At 63.4% G+C, this 18767-nt stretch carries 17 protein-coding genes; 9 read left to right on the plus strand and 8 right to left on the minus strand.

The features are described 5' to 3' along the window. Positions 1-3: 3 nt before the first annotated feature. The gene (gene mfd, locus MRBLPB4O_RS08240) at positions 4-3453 is read right to left on the minus strand and encodes a transcription-repair coupling factor (protein ID WP_341798051.1); all 3450 of its coding nucleotides are present in this window, start codon (positions 3451-3453) and stop codon (positions 4-6) included. A 167-nt stretch (positions 3454-3620) separates the two neighbouring features. Here mfd and MRBLPB4O_RS08245 point away from each other — a divergent pair, with 167 nt between their 5' ends. The 3 genes from MRBLPB4O_RS08245 (at position 3621) to sthA (ending at position 7891) form a co-directional block, all read left to right on the plus strand. Beyond that, a complete protein-coding gene (locus MRBLPB4O_RS08245; RefSeq protein WP_041167813.1) occupies positions 3621-5084 on the plus strand; it encodes a glyceraldehyde-3-phosphate dehydrogenase in 1464 nt (487 codons plus the stop codon). A gap of 210 nt (positions 5085-5294) precedes the next feature. Further along, entirely contained in the window at positions 5295-6293 is a 999-nt protein-coding gene (locus MRBLPB4O_RS08250; RefSeq protein WP_341798052.1) for an FAD:protein FMN transferase, read from the plus strand. 203 nt (positions 6294-6496) lie between these two features. Next, positions 6497-7891, plus strand: coding sequence for a Si-specific NAD(P)(+) transhydrogenase (gene sthA, locus MRBLPB4O_RS08255; RefSeq protein ID WP_258911806.1), 1395 nt, complete (start codon positions 6497-6499; stop codon positions 7889-7891). A gap of 48 nt (positions 7892-7939) precedes the next feature. On the opposite strand, the gene MRBLPB4O_RS08260 is transcribed toward sthA, so the two are convergent. Continuing rightward, positions 7940-8656 (minus strand): glycerophosphodiester phosphodiesterase, encoded by a 717-nt coding sequence (locus tag MRBLPB4O_RS08260; RefSeq protein ID WP_016500730.1) that lies wholly within the window; start codon positions 8654-8656, stop codon positions 7940-7942. A gap of 31 nt (positions 8657-8687) precedes the next feature. Continuing rightward, on the minus strand, positions 8688-9272 hold the full coding sequence (locus tag MRBLPB4O_RS08265; RefSeq protein ID WP_041167812.1) for a PilZ domain-containing protein: 585 nt from the start codon (positions 9270-9272) through the stop codon (positions 8688-8690). Positions 9273-9365: 93 nt separating this feature from the next. Here MRBLPB4O_RS08265 and MRBLPB4O_RS08270 point away from each other — a divergent pair, with 93 nt between their 5' ends. From MRBLPB4O_RS08270 to MRBLPB4O_RS08280, 3 genes are all read left to right on the plus strand, one after another. Next, positions 9366-10616, plus strand: a complete 1251-nt coding sequence (locus tag MRBLPB4O_RS08270; RefSeq protein ID WP_016500727.1) for a lipoprotein-releasing ABC transporter permease subunit — start codon at positions 9366-9368, stop codon at positions 10614-10616. A gap of 7 nt (positions 10617-10623) precedes the next feature. Beyond that, positions 10624-11307 carry a lipoprotein-releasing ABC transporter ATP-binding protein LolD gene (gene lolD / locus MRBLPB4O_RS08275; protein ID WP_177313761.1) on the plus strand — a complete coding sequence of 228 codons (684 nt, stop codon included), beginning with the start codon at positions 10624-10626 and terminating at the stop codon, positions 11305-11307. Between the two features lie 61 nt (positions 11308-11368). Further along, a complete protein-coding gene (locus MRBLPB4O_RS08280) occupies positions 11369-12610 on the plus strand; it encodes a lipoprotein-releasing ABC transporter permease subunit (RefSeq protein ID WP_024717337.1) in 1242 nt (413 codons plus the stop codon). 121 nt (positions 12611-12731) lie between these two features. On the opposite strand, the gene MRBLPB4O_RS08285 is transcribed toward MRBLPB4O_RS08280, so the two are convergent. After that, entirely contained in the window at positions 12732-14084 is a 1353-nt protein-coding gene (locus MRBLPB4O_RS08285; RefSeq protein ID WP_341798053.1) for a heavy metal sensor histidine kinase, read from the minus strand. Then, complete coding sequence (gene cinR, locus MRBLPB4O_RS08290; protein WP_016485658.1) at positions 14081-14761, minus strand: two-component system response regulator CinR; 681 nt, start codon at positions 14759-14761, stop codon at positions 14081-14083. Before cinR ends, MRBLPB4O_RS08285 begins: the two co-directional genes overlap by 4 nt. Positions 14762-14943: 182 nt before the next feature. On the opposite strand from cinR, the gene MRBLPB4O_RS08295 reads away from it, so the two are divergent. Beyond that, positions 14944-15450 (plus strand): cupredoxin family protein, encoded by a 507-nt coding sequence (locus tag MRBLPB4O_RS08295; RefSeq protein ID WP_341798054.1) that lies wholly within the window; start codon positions 14944-14946, stop codon positions 15448-15450. Between the two features lie 68 nt (positions 15451-15518). Next, entirely contained in the window at positions 15519-16349 is an 831-nt protein-coding gene (gene queF, locus MRBLPB4O_RS08300) for an NADPH-dependent 7-cyano-7-deazaguanine reductase QueF (protein WP_341798055.1), read from the plus strand. Positions 16350-16492: 143 nt separating this feature from the next. Here the strand turns inward: queF and MRBLPB4O_RS08305 are convergent, their stop codons facing one another. Further along, positions 16493-16756 (minus strand): DUF4404 family protein, encoded by a 264-nt coding sequence (locus MRBLPB4O_RS08305; protein ID WP_174369904.1) that lies wholly within the window; start codon positions 16754-16756, stop codon positions 16493-16495. 122 nt (positions 16757-16878) lie between these two features. Then, on the minus strand, positions 16879-17445 hold the full coding sequence (locus MRBLPB4O_RS08310) for a phosphonoacetaldehyde phosphonohydrolase-related protein (protein WP_341798056.1): 567 nt from the start codon (positions 17443-17445) through the stop codon (positions 16879-16881). Between the two features lie 201 nt (positions 17446-17646). Here MRBLPB4O_RS08310 and MRBLPB4O_RS08315 point away from each other — a divergent pair, with 201 nt between their 5' ends. Continuing rightward, the gene (locus MRBLPB4O_RS08315; RefSeq protein WP_019471258.1) at positions 17647-18354 is read left to right on the plus strand and encodes a VacJ family lipoprotein; all 708 of its coding nucleotides are present in this window, start codon (positions 17647-17649) and stop codon (positions 18352-18354) included. 31 nt (positions 18355-18385) lie between these two features. Here MRBLPB4O_RS08315 and MRBLPB4O_RS08320 read toward each other — a convergent pair whose 3' ends face one another. After that, entirely contained in the window at positions 18386-18685 is a 300-nt protein-coding gene (locus MRBLPB4O_RS08320) for a PilZ domain-containing protein (protein ID WP_016500717.1), read from the minus strand. Positions 18686-18767 lie beyond the last annotated feature (82 nt).

Genomic DNA, 18767 nt, shown 5'->3' on the forward strand with positions numbered 1-18767 from the left:
TCCTTAGGCAGGCTGTGGTGTCAGGCGCTCGAACAGCGCCTCCAGGGTATTGAAGCGTTCGTCGGGGCGTTCCATCGGGACCAGGAAGCGGAACTGGGTGGCGCCTTCGAACTTGTAGCGTTTGGGCTGGCCCTGGATCAGCTTGATCAGGGTCAGCGGGTCGACCGGGGTTTCGGCTTCGAACTCGAGCTTGCCGCCATTGGGGCCGGCATCGACTTTCTTGATGCCTAGCTTTTCTGCGTGCAGCTTGAGCGAGGTCAGGCGCATCAGGTTCTTGGTCGGCTCTGGCAGCAGGCCGAAGCGGTCGATCATTTCCACCTGCAGGTCCTTGAGGCCTTCTTCGTCGGCGGCCGAGGCAATGCGCTTGTACAGGATCAGCCGCGCATGCACGTCGGGCAGGTAGCTCTCGGGGATCAGCGCCGGCAGGCGCAGGTTGATCTCCGGGCCGCCGCCCAGCGGCTGCTCCAGATTTGGCTGGGTACCCTTGCGGATCGCCTTGACCGCGCGCTCGAGCATTTCCATGTACAGGGTGAAGCCCACCGCCTGGATCTGCCCGCTCTGGCCTTCGCCCAGCAGCTCGCCCGCACCGCGGATTTCCAGGTCGTTGGTGGCCAGCACGAAGCCGGCGCCCAGGTCTTGGGTGTTGGCGATGGCCTCCAGGCGTTTTTCGGCGTCGGCGCTGACTTTTTGCCGGGTAGGCGTCAGCAGGTAGGCGTAGGCCTGGTGGTGGCTGCGGCCGACCCGGCCACGCAGCTGGTGCAGCTGCGCCAGGCCAAATTTGTCGGCGCGCTCGATGACGATGGTGTTGGCGCTGGGCACGTCGATGCCGGTTTCGATGATGGTCGACGCCACCAGCACGTTGAAGCGCTTGTGGTAGAAATCGCTCATCACCTGTTCCAGCTCGCGCTCGCGCATTTGCCCGTGGCCGATGCCGATACGTGCCTCGGGCACCAGTTCGGCAAGGTCGGCGGCGCATTTTTCGATGGTTTTCACATCGTTGTGCAGGTAGTACACCTGGCCACCGCGCAGCAGCTCACGCAGCAGCGCCTCCTTCACGGTGCTGTTGTTGTGCTCCATGACGAAGGTGCGCACCGACAAGCGGCGCGCCGGCGGCGTGGCGATGATCGACAGGTCGCGCATGCCGGCCACTGCCATGTTCAGCGTGCGAGGGATCGGCGTGGCGGTCAGGGTGAGGATGTCGACCTCGCTGCGCAGGGCCTTCAGCTGCTCCTTCTGGCGCACGCCAAAGCGGTGCTCTTCGTCGATGATGGCCAGGCCCAGGTCCTTGAAGCGCACATCGTCCTGCAGCAGCTTGTGGGTGCCGATGAGGATGTCGATCTTGCCTTCGGCCAGGTCGGCGGCGGCGGCGGCCACCTCTTTGGCCGACTTGAAGCGGCTCATCACTTCCACGGTCACCGGCCAGTCGGCAAAACGGTCGCGGAAGCTGTTGTAGTGTTGCTGGGCGAGCAGGGTAGTGGGCACCAGCACCGCTACCTGGCGGCCACTGTGCACGGCGATGAACGCGGCGCGCATGGCCACTTCGGTCTTGCCGAAGCCGACGTCGCCGCACACCAGGCGGTCCATCGGCTTGGGCGCCAGCATGTCAGCCCGCACGGCCTCGATGGCGGTTTGCTGGTCCGGGGTTTCTTCGAACGGGAAGCCGGCGCTGAAGGTGGCGTAGTCGGCGGACGGATCGGCAAACGCATAACCCTTGCGCGCGGCGCGGCGGGCATAGATGTCGAGCAGTTCGGCGGCCACGTCGCGTACCTGTTCGGCGGCCTTGCGCTTGGCTTTCTGCCAGGCCTCGGAGCCCAGCCGGTGCAACGGTGCCAGGGCATCGTCGCTGCCGGTGTAGCGGGCGATCAGGTGCAGGTTGGCCACCGGCACGTACAGCTTGGCGTTCTCGGCGTATTCCAGGGTGAGGAACTCGGCAGCCTGGCCGTCGATCTCCAGGGTGGCCAGGCCCAGGTAGCGGCCCACGCCATGGTCGATGTGCACCACCGGCGCACCTTCGCGCAGCTCGGTGAGGTTCTTGATGACCGCGTCGTTGGCGGTTTCGCCGCGCTTGTCGCGGCGGCGGCGCTGCATCACCCGCTGGCCGAACAGTGGGCTTTCGGCAATCAGGGCCAGCCCTGGATCGTCCAGCAGCAGGCCGTCGTCCAGCGGGGCGATGGTGATCGCCAGGCGCTCGGCACCGGTAATGAAGTCGTCCCAGCCTTCGACGGTATGCGGGCGCAGCTTCAGTCGTTCGAGCAGCTCCAGCAGCACTTCGCGGCGGCCCGCTGATTCGGCGGTGAACAGCACGCGGCCGGGGAACTGGTCGAGGAAGTTGGCCAGTTCGGCCAGCGGCTGGTTGGCCTTGGCCTCGATAGCCAGGTTGGGCAGGGCGCGGGCCGGGAAGCGCTCACGGCCTGCGCCCGGCTCGATGTCTTCGCTGCTGACCACCACCCGCGGCCATTGCTTGAGCCGGGCGAAGCAGTCTTCCACCGGCATGAACAGCTCGGCGGGCGGCAGCAGCGGGCGGCTGAGGTCGCCGCGGCGGTCTTCATAACGCCCGCGCACGTCGTTCCAGAAGTGTTCAGCGGCCTGTTCCACACCGGGCAGCGAAAACACCTGGGTGTCGGCTGGCAGGTAGTCGAACAGGGTGGAGGTTTCTTCGAAGAACAGCGGCAGGTAGTACTCGATGCCGGCAGGGATGATACCGCTGGCCAGGTCCTGGAAGATTGCGCTGCGGCGGAAGTCGACGTCGAAGCGTTCACGGAAGCGTGCCTTGAAGCGGGTCACTTCCTCTTTCTGCATGGGAAATTCGCGTGCCGGCAGCAGGCGCACCGAATCCACCTTGTCGATCGAGCGCTGGGTCTCGGGGTCGAAGGTGCGCAGTGTCTCGATCTCGTCGTCGAACAGGTCGATGCGGTAGGGCAGCTTGCTGCCCATCGGGAACAGGTCGATTAGCGCGCCGCGCACGGCGAACTCGCCATGTTCATAGACGGTGTCGACGCAACGATAGCCACTGGCCTCCAGGCGCGTGCGCATCTGCTCCACGTCGATGGTCTGGCCCACGTCCAGCACCAGGCTGCTGCCCAGCAGGAAGCGCGTGGGCGCCAGGCGGTGCAGGGCGGTGGTGACCGGCACCACCAGGATGCCGTGGCTCAGCTCCGGCAGGCGGTACAGGCTGGCGATGCGCTGGGAAATGATGTCCTGGTGTGGCGAGAACAGGTCGTAGGGCAGGGTTTCCCAGTCGGGGAACGGCAGCACTGGCAGGTCGGGGGCGAAGAAGCGCAGCTCCTGCTCCAGACGGTCGGCGGCCTGGCTGTCGGCGGTCAGCAGCAGGGTGAAGCGGCCAGCGTTGCTGGCAGCCTCGGCGATGGCAAGGCTGAGGGCGGCACCGGGCAGGTTACCCCAGGTTTGTTTGCCGGCCGTGGCCGACATGTGCGGTAGGCGCAGAACTGACACGGGAGATTGCACTCCAAGCGTTGCGGCAAAGACACCGATTGTACCGGTGAGCGTGCCGGCTGTCAGGCTCGAAAGGGCGTGAACGCTGGCTTGCATCGCTACGACAGGCGCTCATTGCCGGTTCCGCGTCGGGGCGTCATAATGTAGCCCCTTTTTTCTGTCCCTACATGTGGAAGGTTCCCGTGACTCAGAAGCCCGACCAGTGTCTTGGTGAGTGGATTGATCGTGAAGCTCTGGCTGAAGCGATGATCCCGCTTATCGGTCAGCTCTACCGCAACAATAACGTGGTGAGCTCGATTTATGGCCGTAGCCTGATCAACCGTTCGGTTATCTCGATCCTCAAGGCGCACCGCTTTGCGCGTCATCGTCAAACCGACGAAACCGAACTGTCCGTCCACGAGACATTCCCCCTGCTCAAGGCCATGAGCGAGCTGAAACTGGGCGCCGCTTCGGTCGACCTGGGCAAGCTGGCCAACAAGTTCAAGCAGGAAGGCAATGGCCGCACTGCCGAGCAGTTCGTCCGTGAAGAGCTGGCCGACGTGGTTGGCCAGCAGAACGCTTCGGCGCGCAAAGGCACCGACGTTGTCCTGTACGGCTTCGGCCGCATTGGCCGCCTGCTGGCGCGCATCCTGATCGAGAAGACCGGTGGCGGCGACGGCCTGCGCCTGCGTGCCATCGTCGTGCGCAAAGGCGCCGAGAACGACCTGGTCAAGCGTGCCAGCCTGCTGCGTCGTGACTCGGTGCACGGCCCGTTCGATGGCACCATCACCATCGACGAAGCCAACAACACCATCACCGCCAACGGCAACCTGATTCAGGTTATCTACGCCAAGAGCCCGAGCGAAGTCGACTACACCCAGTACGGCATCGACAACGCGCTGATCGTCGACAACACCGGCGTATGGCGTGATGCCGACGGCCTGGGCCAGCACCTGGCCTGCCCGGGCGCTGCCCGCGTGATCCTCACCGCACCTGGCAAGGGCGCGCTGAAGAACATCGTGCACGGCATCAACCACGGTGACATCGCTGCTGATGACAAGATCATCTCGGCGGCCTCCTGCACCACCAACGCCATCGTGCCGGTGCTGAAGGCGGTGAACGACAAGTACGGCATCATCAACGGCCACGTCGAAACCGTTCACTCGTTCACCAACGACCAGAACCTGATCGACAACTTCCACAAGGGCAGCCGCCGTGGTCGTGCCGCGCCGCTGAACATGGTCATCACCGAAACCGGCGCCGCCACTGCTGCTGCCAAGGCGCTGCCAGTGCTGAAGGGCAAGCTGACCGGCAACGCCATTCGTGTGCCGACGCCAAACGTTTCGATGGCCATCCTGAACCTGAACCTGGAAAAGGCCACCAACCGCGACGAGATCAACGAGTACCTGCGCCAGACGGCCATGCACTCGGAGCTGCACAAGCAGATCGACTACGTCAGCTCGCAGGAAGTGGTTTCGACCGACTTCGTTGGCTCGCGCCACGCCGGTGTGGTTGATGCTGAAGCCACCATCGCCAATGACAACCGCGTTGTCCTGTACGTCTGGTACGACAACGAATTCGGTTACAGCTGCCAGGTGGTTCGCGTGATGGAAGACATGGCCGGTGTGAACCCGCCAGCGTTTCCGCGCTGATTTGCTTGTAAGGCAATGAAAAAACGGGAACCTTCGGGTTCCCGTTTTTTTTGCCTGATGAACTGATCGGGCATCTACTGTGTCTGTACTGACCTCATCGCCGGCAAGCCAGCTCCTACAGGTACAGCAAAGTCGTCAGACTCGGCTCAGTACTTGCGGGAGCTGGCTTGCCGGCGATGAGGCCAGTGCAGGCAACCGAGAGCCCGAACCTTGCGCACAGCCTTACTGTTCATCCTCCTGCTGCTCACCGCCTGCAACCAGGGCCCCACCCTGGAGCGCCTGGGCGGCCCGACCATGGGTAGCAGCTACAGCATCCAATACGTCCGCGAGCCCGGTGGCCCGGGGCCGGCCCAGGTACAGGCGGCGGTCGAAACCATCCTTGGCGACATCGACCGGCACTATTCGACCTACCGCAGCGACTCCACCGTCAGCCTTTTCAACCAGCTGCCCGCCAACCAGTGCCTGACCCTGCCGCCCGACATGCTCGAGCTGGTTGCCCTCGGCCAGCACCTGGCCGAGCAAAGTGATGGCGCCTTTGACCTCACCGTCGAGCCCTTGCTCGACCTCTGGGGCTTCGGCCCTCAGGCCCGCCACGAGCAGGTGCCGGACCCGCAAGCACTGGCCCAGGTTCGTCAGCGTGTGGGCCATCGGCACTTGCATATCGAAGGCCAGACCCTGTGCAAGGACGCCCCGGTGCAGCTCGACTTCAACAGCATCGCCGCCGGCCATGCCGTAGACTTGATCGCCGCGCGCCTGCTTGCCATGGGTGTCGCCAGCTTTGTCGCCGAGGCCACTGGCGAGCTCAAGGCGGTTGGCCGCAAACCCGACGGCACCCCTTGGCGCATCGCCCTGGAATTGCCCCGCGAAGACCGTCAGATCGCCCGGCAGATCATCGCGGTCAATGGCCTTTCGGTCTCAACCTCGGGTGACTATCGGCACTATTTCGAGGAGAATGGCCGGCGCTATTCGCACACCTTCGATGCCCGCCTCGGGCGCCCTGTGCAGCACGACCTGGCCGCAGTCACCGTGCTGGATGTCTCGGCGTTGCAGGCCGACGGCTACTCGACACTGCTGCTGATACTTGGCCCTGAGCGTGGCTGGGATTATGCCGTGGCGCATGGCCTGGCCGCAGTATTGGTGACTCGGGCCGAGGGTGGCTTCGTCTCTCGAGCTACGCCCGCATTCGAACGGGCAGTGAAAGGCGATTGAAAGCGCAGACAGGGATGATTGCCGCCAGGGAATGGGTGAACCATATGTAGTGCGGGCAAAATTGGCCTACGACGCGACCAAGGGTTAATGTGCGCGGCGTTCACGCTTGATTAGACTGCACCCGAATTTTCTCATGACGCCCCGGCGGCATGATCGCGCCCCGCGAGCGACCGTGGCTTGCGGGCAGTTCTGAAGGAGTACGCATGGCTGTCTACAACTACGACGTAGTGGTGCTGGGTTCTGGCCCGGCCGGTGAAGGCGCGGCAATGAACGCCGCCAAAGCAGGGCGCAAGGTAGCGATGGTCGATGACCGTCGCCAAGTCGGTGGCAACTGCACGCACCTGGGTACCATCCCGTCCAAGGCACTGCGTCACTCGGTGCGGCAGATCATGCAGTTCAACACCAACCCGATGTTCCGGGCCATTGGTGAGCCGCGCTGGTTCTCGTTCCCGGACGTGCTGAAAAGCGCCGAGAAGGTGATTTCCAAGCAAGTGGCATCGCGCACCGGCTACTACGCCCGCAACCGTGTCGATGTGTTCTTCGGCACCGGCAGCTTCGCCGACGAGCAAACCGTTGAAGTGGTGTGCCCGAACGGTGTGGTGGAAAAGCTCAACGCCAAGCACATCATCATTGCCACCGGCTCGCGCCCGTACCGCCCGGCCGACATCGACTTCCACCACCCGCGCGTCTACGACAGCGACACCATCCTCAGCCTCAGCCACACCCCGCGCAAGCTGATCGTATACGGCGCTGGTGTGATCGGTTGCGAATACGCGTCGATCTTCAGCGGCCTGGGTGTGCTGGTCGAGCTGGTGGACAACCGTGGCCAGCTGTTGAGCTTCCTGGATTCGGAAATTTCCCAGGCACTGAGCTACCACTTCAGCAACAACAACATCACTGTGCGCCACAACGAAGAGTATGAGCGCGTCGAAGGCCTGGACAACGGGGTGATCCTGCACCTGAAATCGGGCAAGAAGATCAAGGCCGACGCCTTGCTGTGGTGCAACGGCCGTACCGGCAACACCGACAAGCTGGGCCTGGAAAACATCGGCATCAAGGTCAACAGCCGTGGCCAGATCGAGGTCGACCAGGCTTACCGCACCACCGTGCCGAACATCTACGGTGCCGGTGACGTGATCGGCTGGCCGAGCCTGGCCAGTGCCGCCCATGACCAGGGGCGTTCTGCGGCTGGCAGCATCGTCGACAATGGCAGCTGGCGCTTCGTCAATGACGTACCGACTGGTATTTACACCATTCCGGAAATCAGCTCGATCGGCAAGAACGAGCAGGAGCTGACCCAGGCCAAGGTGCCGTACGAAGTGGGCAAGGCCTTCTTCAAGAGCATGGCGCGTGCGCAGATCGCCGGCGAGCCGCAGGGCATGCTGAAGATCCTGTTCCACCGTGAAACCCTGGAAATCCTCGGCGTACACTGCTTCGGCTACCAGGCTTCGGAAATCGTCCACATTGGCCAGGCGATCATGAATCAGCCGGGTGAGCTGAACAACCTGAAGTACTTCGTCAACACCACGTTCAACTACCCGACCATGGCCGAAGCTTACCGGGTAGCTGCCTACGACGGCCTGAACCGGCTTTTTTGAGCGGCTCCGACCGGTGGCCTGAGCCGGTCGGAGAGACCGATTTCAACCCTACCCGAGGGTGGTCTTGGCCAAACCGGGAAAGTCTGTAATCAGGCTGTCCACGCCAAAGTCAGCGAGCCGGCGCATAAGCGCCGGTTCGTTGACCGTCCACACCGACACGTGCAAACCCTGGCCCTGTGCTTTCAGCAGGCGCTCGGGGGTGCACAGTGTCCAGTTCAATGCCAGCAGCTCGCAACCGTAGTTCTGTGCCACCTTCAGCGGGTCGAGCCAGGCGTACTCGGCGACCAGCCCGCGTTTCACGTCCGGCACCAGCTCCACGGCCGCGCCCAGCACTTCGCGTGAGCTGGAGGTGATGGTGACCTTGTCCAGCAGGCCGTATTGCTGGGCCAGTTCGCGAATCGCCAGCACGGTAGTTGCGGCGCGGGTGCGCGAAGCGCTTTTCACTTCCAGCTGCCAGTGCTCGAACGGGCATTTCTCGAACAGCTCTTCCAGTTTCGGGATAGGGCAGGGCTGCACGTGGCCCGGGCCGCCGTTGCGCGCATCGATCTTCACCAGGTCGGCGGCAGGGTGATCGACCACCTTGCCGCGTCGGCCGGTGGTGCGCTTGAGGGTTGGGTCGTGGATCACCATCAGCTCGTTGTCGGCCGACAGGTGCAGGTCCAGTTCGCAGCGGGTGACGCCGTGGGACAGGCACTGGCGAAAGCTGTGCAGGGTGTTCTCGGGCGCTTCGCCCTTGGCGCCGCGATGGCCGTAGATCAGGGTCACGTTCGTTCCTTCAAATCAGAGAAAAACAGGGTCATGAGGCGGGATCGTTCTGTTCCAGCTGCTGGCGCCGTTGTTGTTGCTGGCGCTGCAGGATGTAGCGAGCCAGCAGTTGGCGCTGGGCGTCGGTCATGTCGATGAATTCGGTGCCGACCTCGAAGCCGCCCTCGGGGCAAGGGTCGCAATGGGTGACCTTGCCGCGCAGCAGCAAGCCATGGGCGCGCGGCATCAGCACCATCTTCACTTTTACCCGGGTGCCTGGGGCAATGTGCGTCGCCTGCGCGAATTCGATACCGCCTTCGGAAAGGACCACCGGCAGAGGCTGGCCTACTTCGCCGAGCAGGGTCTGGGCAACGACTGCGCTGAGCAGGTCGAGGCGTTTGTTTTGTGCCCGCAGGAAGGCCGCGAGGGTGCGGTCCTTGTCGCTTAGCTGACGCAGCAGGTGCTGCGACTCGAAGTCGGACAGGTGCAGCTCGCTGAGCAGGTTGAACAGCGGAGAATCATCTTGCAATACATCTGGCTCAAGGGCTTCGGCCGCGCTGAGGGGGCTGATTTGAAGTGCGATCCGATCTTCGATGCGGTAGTATTCGCGGCGATCTTCTTCGTCTAATGTCGTCATGGCGAACCCAAGGTAGCGGCGGTGGTCCGAGTGTAAAGCCGCCGTAGGCGCCTCGCCACAAGGACGTTCCCTTTCATCCGAACAAGCCCCGACATGTTCAGACCTCTTTTCGCATTCATAGGCACGCGTTATACCCGTGCCAAACGCCGTAATCACTTCGTCTCGTTCATTTCCCTGACCTCGATGATCGGCCTCGCCCTGGGCGTGGTGGTGATGATCGTGGTGCTGTCGGTGATGAACGGTTTCGACCACGAAATGCGCACCCGCGTGCTGGGCATGATCCCCCATGCCACGCTGGAGAGCGGCCAGCCCATTGCTGACTGGCCTGCCCTTGCCCAACAAGTAAAGCAGAATCCGCAGGTGGTGGCGGTTGCGCCGTTCACCCAGATGCAGGGCCTGCTGACCCATGATGGCAAGGTGCAGAAGGTGCTGCTCAACGGCATCGATCCGGCCCGCGAGCGTGAGGTGTCGATCATCGACAACTTCGTCCTGCAAGGCCGCCTCGACCAGCTGGCGCCGGGTGAGTGGGGCATCATGATCGGCGACAAGGCTGCGGCCAAGCTGGGTGTGGCCATCGGCGACAAACTCACCTTCGTCGCCCCCGAGGTCAGCGTGACGCCGGCGGGCATGTTCCCGCGCATGAAGCGCTTCACCGTGGTTGGCACCTTCCACGTGGGCGCAGGCGAGATCGACGGTTACCTGGGGTTGACCAACATCAGCGACCTTTCCCGCCTGCACCGCTGGAAGCCCGACCAGGTGCAGGGCCTGCGCCTGAAGTTCGACGACCTGTTCCAGGCGCCGCGCGTGGCTTGGAGCATCGCACAGCAGCTGGGCGACCAGGAGTTCTACAGCCGTGACTGGACCCGCACCCACGGCAACCTGTACCAGGCCATCCGCATGGAAAAGGCCATGATCGGCCTGCTGTTGCTGCTGATCGTGGCGGTGGCGGCGTTCAACATCATTTCCACCCTGGTGATGGTGGTCAACGACAAGCGCGGCGACATTGCCATCTTGCGCACGCTGGGCGCCACCCCCGGGCAGATCATGCTCATCTTCATGGTCCAGGGCACGGTGATCGGGGTGATCGGTACCCTGATCGGCGCCGTGGTCGGGATCGTTGCCGCGCTGAACGTGAGCGCGGCCATCGCAGGCATCGAGAAGCTGATCGGGCACAAGTTCCTCAATGCCGATGTGTACTTCATCGATTACCTGCCGTCGCAGATCCAGTCCCAGGACGTGTACATGGTCTGCGGTGCGGCGCTGGTCCTGAGTTTCTTCGCCACCCTGTACCCGGCCTGGCGTGCGGCCCGCACCCAGCCTGCAGAGGCGCTACGTTATGAGTGAGTCGCGCATGAGTGATAAAGCCGTTCTGAGTTGCCGCAACCTGGGCAAGTCCTACGACGAGGGCCCGGAATCGGTAAAGGTGCTGTCCGGGCTCAACCTTGAGCTGCATGCCGGTGAGCGGGTAGCCATTGTCGGTAGCTCCGGCTCGGGCAAGAGTACCTTGCTCAACCTGCTGGGCGGCCTTGACCGGCCGACCCAGGGCAGCGTCTGGCTGGCTGGCGAAGAGCTGTCGGCGCTGGGCGAACGTGCCCGTGGCCTGCTGCGCAACCGTGAGCTGGGCTTTGTCTATCAGTTTCACCACCTGTTGCCGGAATTCACTGCCATCGAGAACGTGTGCATGCCGCTGCTGATCGGCCGCACGCCCATCCCCGAGGCCCGGGAGCGTGCCGAAGCGCTGCTCAAGCGCGTGGGCCTGGGCCACCGCCTGACCCACAAGCCGGCCGAGCTGTCCGGCGGTGAACGCCAGCGTGTGGCGATTGCCCGGGCACTGGTCAACCGCCCCGGCCTGGTGATGCTCGATGAGCCTACCGGCAACCTCGACCACCATACCGCTCAGGGCATCCAGGAACTGATGCAGGAGCTGTCCAGCTCGTCGCGCACGGCGTTCCTGGTGGTGACCCACGACCTCAACCTGGCGCGTCAGATGGACCGTGTATTGAAGCTCGACGACGGCCACCTGGTGGCGATCTGATCGACTGCTCGGGGTGGCAGGTGCCGCCCCGTTTTCCTGTTTTCATTGGGTGATTTCGTACATGTTCAGACCCTTGCCCATCTTCATCGGCGCGCGCTACACCCGAGCCAAGCGCCGCAACCACTTCATCTCGTTCATCTCGATGACCTCGATGATCGGCCTGTCGCTGGGCGTGCTGGCGATGATCGTGGTGCTGTCGGTGATGAACGGCTTCCAGCGCGAAATGAGCTCGCGCATTCTCGGCCTGGTACCGCATGCCGCCATCCTCGGCGTGCAGCCGCTGGACGACTGGCACAAGGTGGCCGACGCAGCCTTGCAGAACCCGGCGGTGATGGCGGCTGCGCCGATTACCGAAATGGAGGGCATGCTGTCGTACAAGGGTGCGATGCAGCCGATCCAGGTGGGCGGTATCGACCCGGCCGAAGAGGGCAAGGTCTCGATCGTTGGCCAGCACATTGTCCAGGGCCGCCTGCAGGACCTGCAGCCGGGTGAGTTCGGTGTGGTAATCGGTGAATTGACCGCGCGGCGCTTCCGCCTGAACACCGGCGACAAACTGACCCTGATCGTGCCGGAAATCAGCAAGGAACCGGGTGGTATCACCCCGCGCATGCAGCGCCTGACGGTGGTTGGTATCTTCAAGGTCGGCGCCGAGCTGGATGGTTCGCAGGCCTATATCCACGTGGCCGATGCCGGCGAGATGCAACGCTGGGCACCGGGCCAGGTGCAGGGCGTTCGCCTGAAGCTGCATGACCTGTATGCGGCGCCGCAGGTGTCCAAGGCGATTGCAGCCGGGCTGGGTGATGCCTACCGCGCCGATGACTGGTCGCACACCCAGGGCAGCCTGTTCAGCGCCATGAAGATGGAAAAGACCATGATCGGGCTGCTGCTGATGATGATCATCGCCGTGGCGGCCTTCAATATCATTGCCACCTTGGTGATGGTGGTGAACGACAAGGGGCCGGACATTGCCATTCTGCGTACCTTGGGTGCTACACCCGCGCAGATCATGGGCACGTTCATGGTCCAGGGCAGCCTGATTGGTGTGGTCGGGACGTTGATCGGCGGCGTGCTGGGCGTGATTGCGGCGTTCAATGTCAGCCAGATCGTGGGTTGGCTGGAGCGGGTGAGCGGGCAGCACATCTTTACGTCGGACGTGTACTTCGTCAGCAGCTTGCCGTCGCAATTGCAGTGGGGCGATGTGGTGATGATCTGCACGGCCGGGTTGGTGATGAGCTTCCTGGCGACCATTTACCCGGCTTATCGGGCGTCGCAGGTGCAGCCGGCGATTGGCCTGGCGGTTTGATGTAGGTTCCAGGGCCTCATCGCCGGCAAGCCAGCTCCCACAGGTACCGCGCAGGCTCCGGGCTTGATGCAGTCCTGTGGGAGCTGGCTTGCCGGCGATGGGCTGCGAAGCAGCCCCAATTTCACCGATCCTGAGTGAACTCGATCACAAACCGTGTCCACCCATTTTCACATTCCGCCCGAATGGCCCCGCCATGGGCCTGCACGATCGACCGGGTAATCGCCAAGCCCAACCCAGCATGCTCGCTACTGCCTTCGCGCCGTGCCGGGTCCACACGGTAAAAGCGGTCGAACAACCGCGGCAAAGCAGCTGGCTCGATGGCCGGCCCGGTATTGGCCACGCTGATTCTCGGCCCAGGCGCCAGCGTTACCCTTATCTGCCCGCCCGCCGGGGTAAAGCGCATGGCGTTATCCAGCAGGTTGGACAGCGCCCGGCGCAGCATATGCCGGTCACCGTGCAACATGGCCTGCCCCTCGCGCAGCATCTGCACATTGTTGTCTTCGGCCAGCGGCGCGTAGTACTCCAGCAGCGCATCCACCTCGTCATGCAGCGCCAAAGGCGCTTGCCCCGGTACCAGCAGGCCGTGGTCGGCCTTGGCCAGGAACAACATGTCGTTGATCATCTGCGCCATCCACTGCAGTTCTTCCAGGTTGCCATGCAGCGCTTCGCGGTACTCCTCAAGGCTGCGCGGGCGGGTGAGGGTAACCTGGGTATGAGTTAGCAGATTGGACAGCGGCGTGCGCAGCTCATGGGCAATGTCGGCAGAAAATGCCGACAGGCGCTGGAAGGCATCGTCCAGGCGCTGCAGCATGGCGTTCATGCTGGTGGCCAGTTCGGCCAGCTCTTCGGGCATTTGCGCCACCGGCAGGCGTGTGGTGAGCGAGCGTGCCGACACGCTGGCGGCCACCTGGCCCATCTGCCGTAACGGGCGCAGGCCGCTGCGTACCGCCCAGGCGCCGAGCAGCGCGGTGGCAAGCGCTGAAAGGCCGACAGTCAGCCAGATCAGGCGTTGCATGCCCTGCAGGAAATGCTGGTGGTGGGTGATGTCGAGGTACAGGGCCAGTTGTGGCGACTGCACGGCGCCCTGCGCCAGGTGCACAGCCAGGCTGCGGTAGTCGGTGCCTTGTGCATGCAGGGTGGCCAGCCCGGCGGGCAGCGGTGCCTGCGGTAGCCCGGTGCGGCTTTCGAACCAGGTGGTGCCGTCGCTGCCGCTGATGCGCAGCGCCAGGTCGGCCTGGTGGCTCAGCTCATCGCGCAGGGCGGGCAGGCGTGCCTGCAGCTGGGTTGGGGTGGCGATGCCAGCCAGTTGCGTACGGAACAGTGACAGGCGCGAGTCCAGCAGTTGCTGGTCGAGTTCGACGAAGTGCTGCTCGCTGGCCCGGCTGAACAACACGCCGGCGCCCAGCGAAACGGCGGCGGTGCAGGCGGCGAACAACAGGGCCAGACGGCTGCCGAGGGAAACCCTGCGCATCATTCCGTGCGCTCTTCGAGCACATAGCCCATGCCACGTACGGTGTGGATCAGCTTGTTGGGGTGCGGGTCGTCGATTTTCAGGCGCAGGCGGCGGATCGCCACTTCGATCACGTTGGTGTCGCTGTCGAAATTCATGTCCCACACCTGCGATGCGATCAGCGATTTTGGCAATACCTCGCCCTGGCGCCGCAGCAGCAGTTCGAGCAGGGCGAACTCCTTGGCGGTCAGGTCGATGCGCTGGCCGGCGCGCTCGGCGCGGCGGCGGATCAGGTCCAGGCGCAGGTCGGCCAGGTTCAGGGTGGTGTCCTGGCTGGGGCTGGTGCCACGGCGCAGCAGGCTGCGCACCCGGGCCAGCAGTTCGGAAAAGGCGAACGGCTTGACCAGATAGTCGTCGGCGCCCAGCTCCAGGCCATGCACGCGGTCCTCGACGGCATCGCGGGCGGTGAGGAACAGTACTGGCGTATCCAGGCCGGCCTGGCGCACGGCCTGGAGGATCTGCCAGCCGTCACGGCCAGGCAACATTACGTCGAGGATCAGCAGGTCGTGGTCGCCGGTCAGGGCCAGGAACTGGCCGGTTTCGCCATCGGTGGCCAGCTCGGTGGCGAAGCCGGCCTCGCTCAAGCCCTGGCTGAGGTACTGGCCGGTGCGGGCCTGGTCTTCGACGATCAGCAGTTTCATGCACTGTCCATAATCTGAAAGTTTGTACCTGCCGTGTGGAAGCGGGTGGTGTAGTGGCTGAAATGATACGTGACGAAGCGTGGGCACGCCCAAGCTGACAAAGTTGTAATCTCCCTGTCAGGTAGCTGCCAGTCGCCCGTGACTAAGGTGGCCTCATCCTGTTGTACATTTCCGGAGTCATCATGAAACGCCTGTTCATCGCCGCCCTTGCCCTGGCCAGCCTGCCGACCTTTGCCGGCGAGGCGCAAACTTTCGCCTTTGGCGAGCCGGCCCCGGCGAACAAAGCCACCCGCACGGTCAACGTGGTGCTCAAGGACATCGCCTTCGAGCCCAAAGACCTGCAGGTAAAGGCCGGCGAGACAGTGCGCTTCGTGCTGGTCAACGAGGGTAAGCTGCCGCATGAATTCAACCTGGGTGACAAGGCCATGCACGCCGAGCACCAGAAGGAAATGGTCGCCATGCAAGGCAAGATGTTCACCGAGGCCATGAACCACGAAGGCATGGACCACGGCCAGATGATGGGTCACGGCGGCGGCCATGGCCACGGTGGCGGCAACACGGTGCTGGTCATGCCAGGCCAGCGCGCCGAGCTGACCTGGGCCTTCCGCAAGTCGGCGCCCATCGAGTTCGCCTGCAACGTGCCGGGGCATTATCAGGCTGGCATGGTCGGGGTGTTGACCATCGAGTGACTTGCGCTCCAAGGCAGGGTGCAAAAACGGTAGACTAGGGGCAATTTCGAACCTCTAGGTCAGTTTCCATGCATCCTGCTGCCGAACACTCGCCGCTGGGCAAGTCCAGCGAATACATCGCCACCTACTCCCCGGAGCAGCTGTTCCCGATCCCGCGTACTGCCAAGTGGGCCGAGCTGGGCGTCACCGCGCAGACCTTGCCCTGGCATGGCGTGGATTACTGGAACTGCTTCGAACTGAGCTGGCTGCTGCCGTCGGGCAAACCGGTGGTGGCGATCGGCGAGTTCGCCATCCCGGCCGACTCGCCGAACATCATCGAGTCCAAGTCGTTCAAGCTATACCTCAACTCGCTGAACCAGACGGTGTTTGCCTCGCTGGGCGAATTGCAGGCCTGCCTGGAGAAAGACCTGTCTGCCGCGGCCGGCAAGCCGGTGGGGGTGAAGGTACGTACCTTGGCTGAGGTCGAGGCCCAAGGCGTGGAGGCCTTGCCGGGGCTGTGCATCGATGCGCTGGACGTTGCCATCAGCAACTACGAGCAGCCGCAGCCAGAGCTGCTGCGCTGCAACCCGGAGCACGTGGTGGAAGAAACCTTGCACAGCCACCTGCTGAAGTCCAACTGCCCGGTAACCGGCCAGCCGGACTGGGGCAGCGTGGTGGTCGAGTACAAGGGCAGGGCGCTGGACCACGCCAGCCTGCTGACTTACCTGATCAGCTTCCGACAGCACGCCGACTTCCATGAGCAATGCGTCGAGCGCATTTACCTGGATTTGAAGAACCTGCTGCAGCCTGAGCACCTGACGGTGTATGCGAGGTATGTGCGCCGGGGTGGGCTGGATATCAACCCGTACCGTAGCACCGGGGCGATCAGCCCGGGTAACAAGCGGCTGGTTCGGCAGTAAGGCTCAAGTACGTTGGGGCGCTCTGCGTCCCTTTTCGCGACACAAGGCCGCCCCCACAGGTTCAGTGCATGATCAGGGTTTTGCGCTGAACCTGTGGGAGCAGCCTTGTGCTGCGAATGGGCTGCCGAGCAGCCCCGGCTATATCAGATCCCCATGCTGTGCAGCGAGTTGACGATACTGCGCAGGGTGGCGGTGAGGTCGGGGTGGTCGGCCTCGAAGCGTTCGATTGCCAGGTTCACGCCATCCACCACGTTGTTGTCTGGCGTGGCTTCTTCCAGTTTCAGTTGCGCTTCGATCTGGCGCGCTTCTTCGTGCAGTGCGGCCAGTTCGTCGTCCGAAAGCGGTACGTTGCGGTCCAGTTGCTCGCGCAAGCTGTTCAGGCGCTCTTGCAATTCGCGGGCAGGCATTGGTAGTTCTCCATCAAGGGCTTGGCAAACCATGGACCTCAGCGAAGCGGCAAAGGTTCTGGCCTGTCTTCAGCGTAATCCACCTGCCGCCGCTTTGCATGATCCGCGTCAAAGTTGCTGTATCAGGGTTTTTCACCTTTGCGCCGGCGCTGGGCGATGTCCTGCAGGCAGGTGTCCAGCGCCTCCAGGTGGTCGATTACCGAGTGCACGCCCAGGCCGAACAGTTCCAGCGTTGCCTTGCCACGGGCCACGTCCTGTTGCTGTGAGGTCATGGCTTGCCATTGCCGCGAGCTGCGGTCGCAGAACGGGCTGCAGGCGGCCAGGCCCACCGTCCACAAGCCCGCGTTAAGCCCGGACTGCAGCAGGCGCGGGTCGCCGCTGACCAGTACACAGCCGTCCAGGCGTTCGCTTTCCAGGCTCATCAACGCCTGCCAGCAGGCGTTGGGCGCCGGCCAGCGCGCGCCATTGACCGAATGCCCCGGCAGCCAGCCAGGCAGTACGTGGGCCAGGCGCTTGCTTTGGGTGGCGCCGAGATCATCCAGCCAGATGCACGGCACCTGGTGCTGGTGCAGCTTGGCGAGGGTAGCCAGGGCGCCGGGGGCGGGCGAGGGGGCGCCACCAGTGGCGGCCTGTACCAGGCAGCCGCGCAAACCGAACAGCACGGCAGTGAAGGTGGGTGCAGCGTCCATGGCAACTTCCCCCAAATAGTCCGCAGGCTATGCGGTGATTGTTACCGCCCTGTGACATCGGCCTTTTTGCAACAGTTGTTCACAAAATATTGAGCAAAGATGTGTAAAGCTGTTTATCAGCCCGCAAGCCTCTATACTGCCGCCTTACCAGCAGCGCGACCCGTTGCGCTTGCGGCCGAGAAATTCGATGGAGAGACATCTATGCGTAGGATCGGTGCCAGTGTGATCGAACGAGTCACCCAGGCCTGTGTCTGCGCCAGCATGCTGCTGGCGCCCGTGGCAGCCACCCAGGCAGCCACCGAGGAAGATCCCTGGGAAGCGGTCAACCGGCCGATCTTCCGCTTCAACGATACCCTCGACACCTATGCCCTCAAGCCGTTGGCCAAGGGCTACCAGGCGGTCACTCCGCAGTTCCTTGAAGATGGCATCCACAACATCTTCCGCAACCTGGGTGACGTGACCAACCTCGCCAACAACGTGCTGCAGCTCAAGCCTCATGCGGCGGGCGTGGATACTGCGCGGCTGATCGTCAACACCACCTTTGGCCTGGGCGGTTTCTTCGACGTGGGCACCACGATGGGCCTGCAGCGCAATGACGAAGACTTTGGCCAGACCCTGGGCTACTGGGGTGTGCCGAGCGGCCCGTACGTGGTCATCCCGTTGCTGGGGCCAAGCACGGTGCGTGACGGCGTTGCCAAGTACCCGGACAGCTACACCAAGCCTTACCGCTACATCGACCATGTGCCGACGCGCAATTCGATCTTTGCCCTGGACGTGATCGACACGCGTGCCGACCTGCTCTCTGCCGAGAAGCTGATACAGGGTGACAAGTACATCTTCATTCGTAACGCCTACCTGCAGAACCGCGAGTTCAAGGTCAAGGATGGCGAAGTCGAAGACGATTTCTGATCTGTGAACAGGGGCCGCAATAGGCCCCTTTTCAATGCATGGCCAGCACGCGCAGCCCGAACTTCTGCTGCCCACCCGGCTGGTCGGCAATCCATACCACTTCGGTGCTGGCATGCAGCCCTTTCAGCGCCGGGTGGTCGGACTCGATCCGCACCTCGATATGATCCCCCACCTGGAAGCGTTGCGGCGCCTGCACTTGCATGCCGCTGCTGGACAGGTCCAGGCACACGGCTGCGATCACCTGGCCCTCATGCAGCAGGCTGACCGCGGTATCGATGCGCATGCGGATGAAATCGCGTTTTTCGCTGTGGCTGGAGGGTGTGTGGGGCATGCTGCATCCTTCCCATCGGGGTGCGCTGGTCGACTTTCTTATAACTCCCAGTGATTTGCCCTGTAAAGAGCGGCGAGGTCGA

Source organism: Pseudomonas sp. LPB4.O (assembly GCF_038383825.1).
GTDB lineage: Bacteria > Pseudomonadota > Gammaproteobacteria > Pseudomonadales > Pseudomonadaceae > Aquipseudomonas > Aquipseudomonas putida.

Bases quoted from the DNA above. Each gene is read 5' to 3' on its own strand.
- MRBLPB4O_RS08245 (WP_041167813.1), top strand. From the start codon at position 3,621: ATGTGGAAGGTTCCCGTGACTCAGAAGCCCGACCAGTGTCTTGGTGAG.
- sthA (WP_258911806.1), top strand. From the start codon at position 6,497: ATGGCTGTCTACAACTACGACGTAGTGGTGCTGGGTTCTGGCCCGGCC.
- MRBLPB4O_RS08265 (WP_041167812.1), bottom strand. From the start codon at position 9,272: ATGACGACATTAGACGAAGAAGATCGCCGCGAATACTACCGCATCGAA.
- MRBLPB4O_RS08270 (WP_016500727.1), top strand. From the start codon at position 9,366: ATGTTCAGACCTCTTTTCGCATTCATAGGCACGCGTTATACCCGTGCC.
- lolD (WP_177313761.1), top strand. From the start codon at position 10,624: ATGAGTGATAAAGCCGTTCTGAGTTGCCGCAACCTGGGCAAGTCCTAC.
- MRBLPB4O_RS08280 (WP_024717337.1), top strand. From the start codon at position 11,369: ATGTTCAGACCCTTGCCCATCTTCATCGGCGCGCGCTACACCCGAGCC.
- MRBLPB4O_RS08285 (WP_341798053.1), bottom strand. From the start codon at position 14,084: ATGATGCGCAGGGTTTCCCTCGGCAGCCGTCTGGCCCTGTTGTTCGCC.
- cinR (WP_016485658.1), bottom strand. From the start codon at position 14,761: ATGAAACTGCTGATCGTCGAAGACCAGGCCCGCACCGGCCAGTACCTC.
- MRBLPB4O_RS08295 (WP_341798054.1), top strand. From the start codon at position 14,944: ATGAAACGCCTGTTCATCGCCGCCCTTGCCCTGGCCAGCCTGCCGACC.
- queF (WP_341798055.1), top strand. From the start codon at position 15,519: ATGCATCCTGCTGCCGAACACTCGCCGCTGGGCAAGTCCAGCGAATAC.
- MRBLPB4O_RS08305 (WP_174369904.1), bottom strand. From the start codon at position 16,756: ATGCCTGCCCGCGAATTGCAAGAGCGCCTGAACAGCTTGCGCGAGCAA.
- MRBLPB4O_RS08310 (WP_341798056.1), bottom strand. From the start codon at position 17,445: ATGGACGCTGCACCCACCTTCACTGCCGTGCTGTTCGGTTTGCGCGGC.
- MRBLPB4O_RS08315 (WP_019471258.1), top strand. From the start codon at position 17,647: ATGCGTAGGATCGGTGCCAGTGTGATCGAACGAGTCACCCAGGCCTGT.
- MRBLPB4O_RS08320 (WP_016500717.1), bottom strand. From the start codon at position 18,685: ATGCCCCACACACCCTCCAGCCACAGCGAAAAACGCGATTTCATCCGC.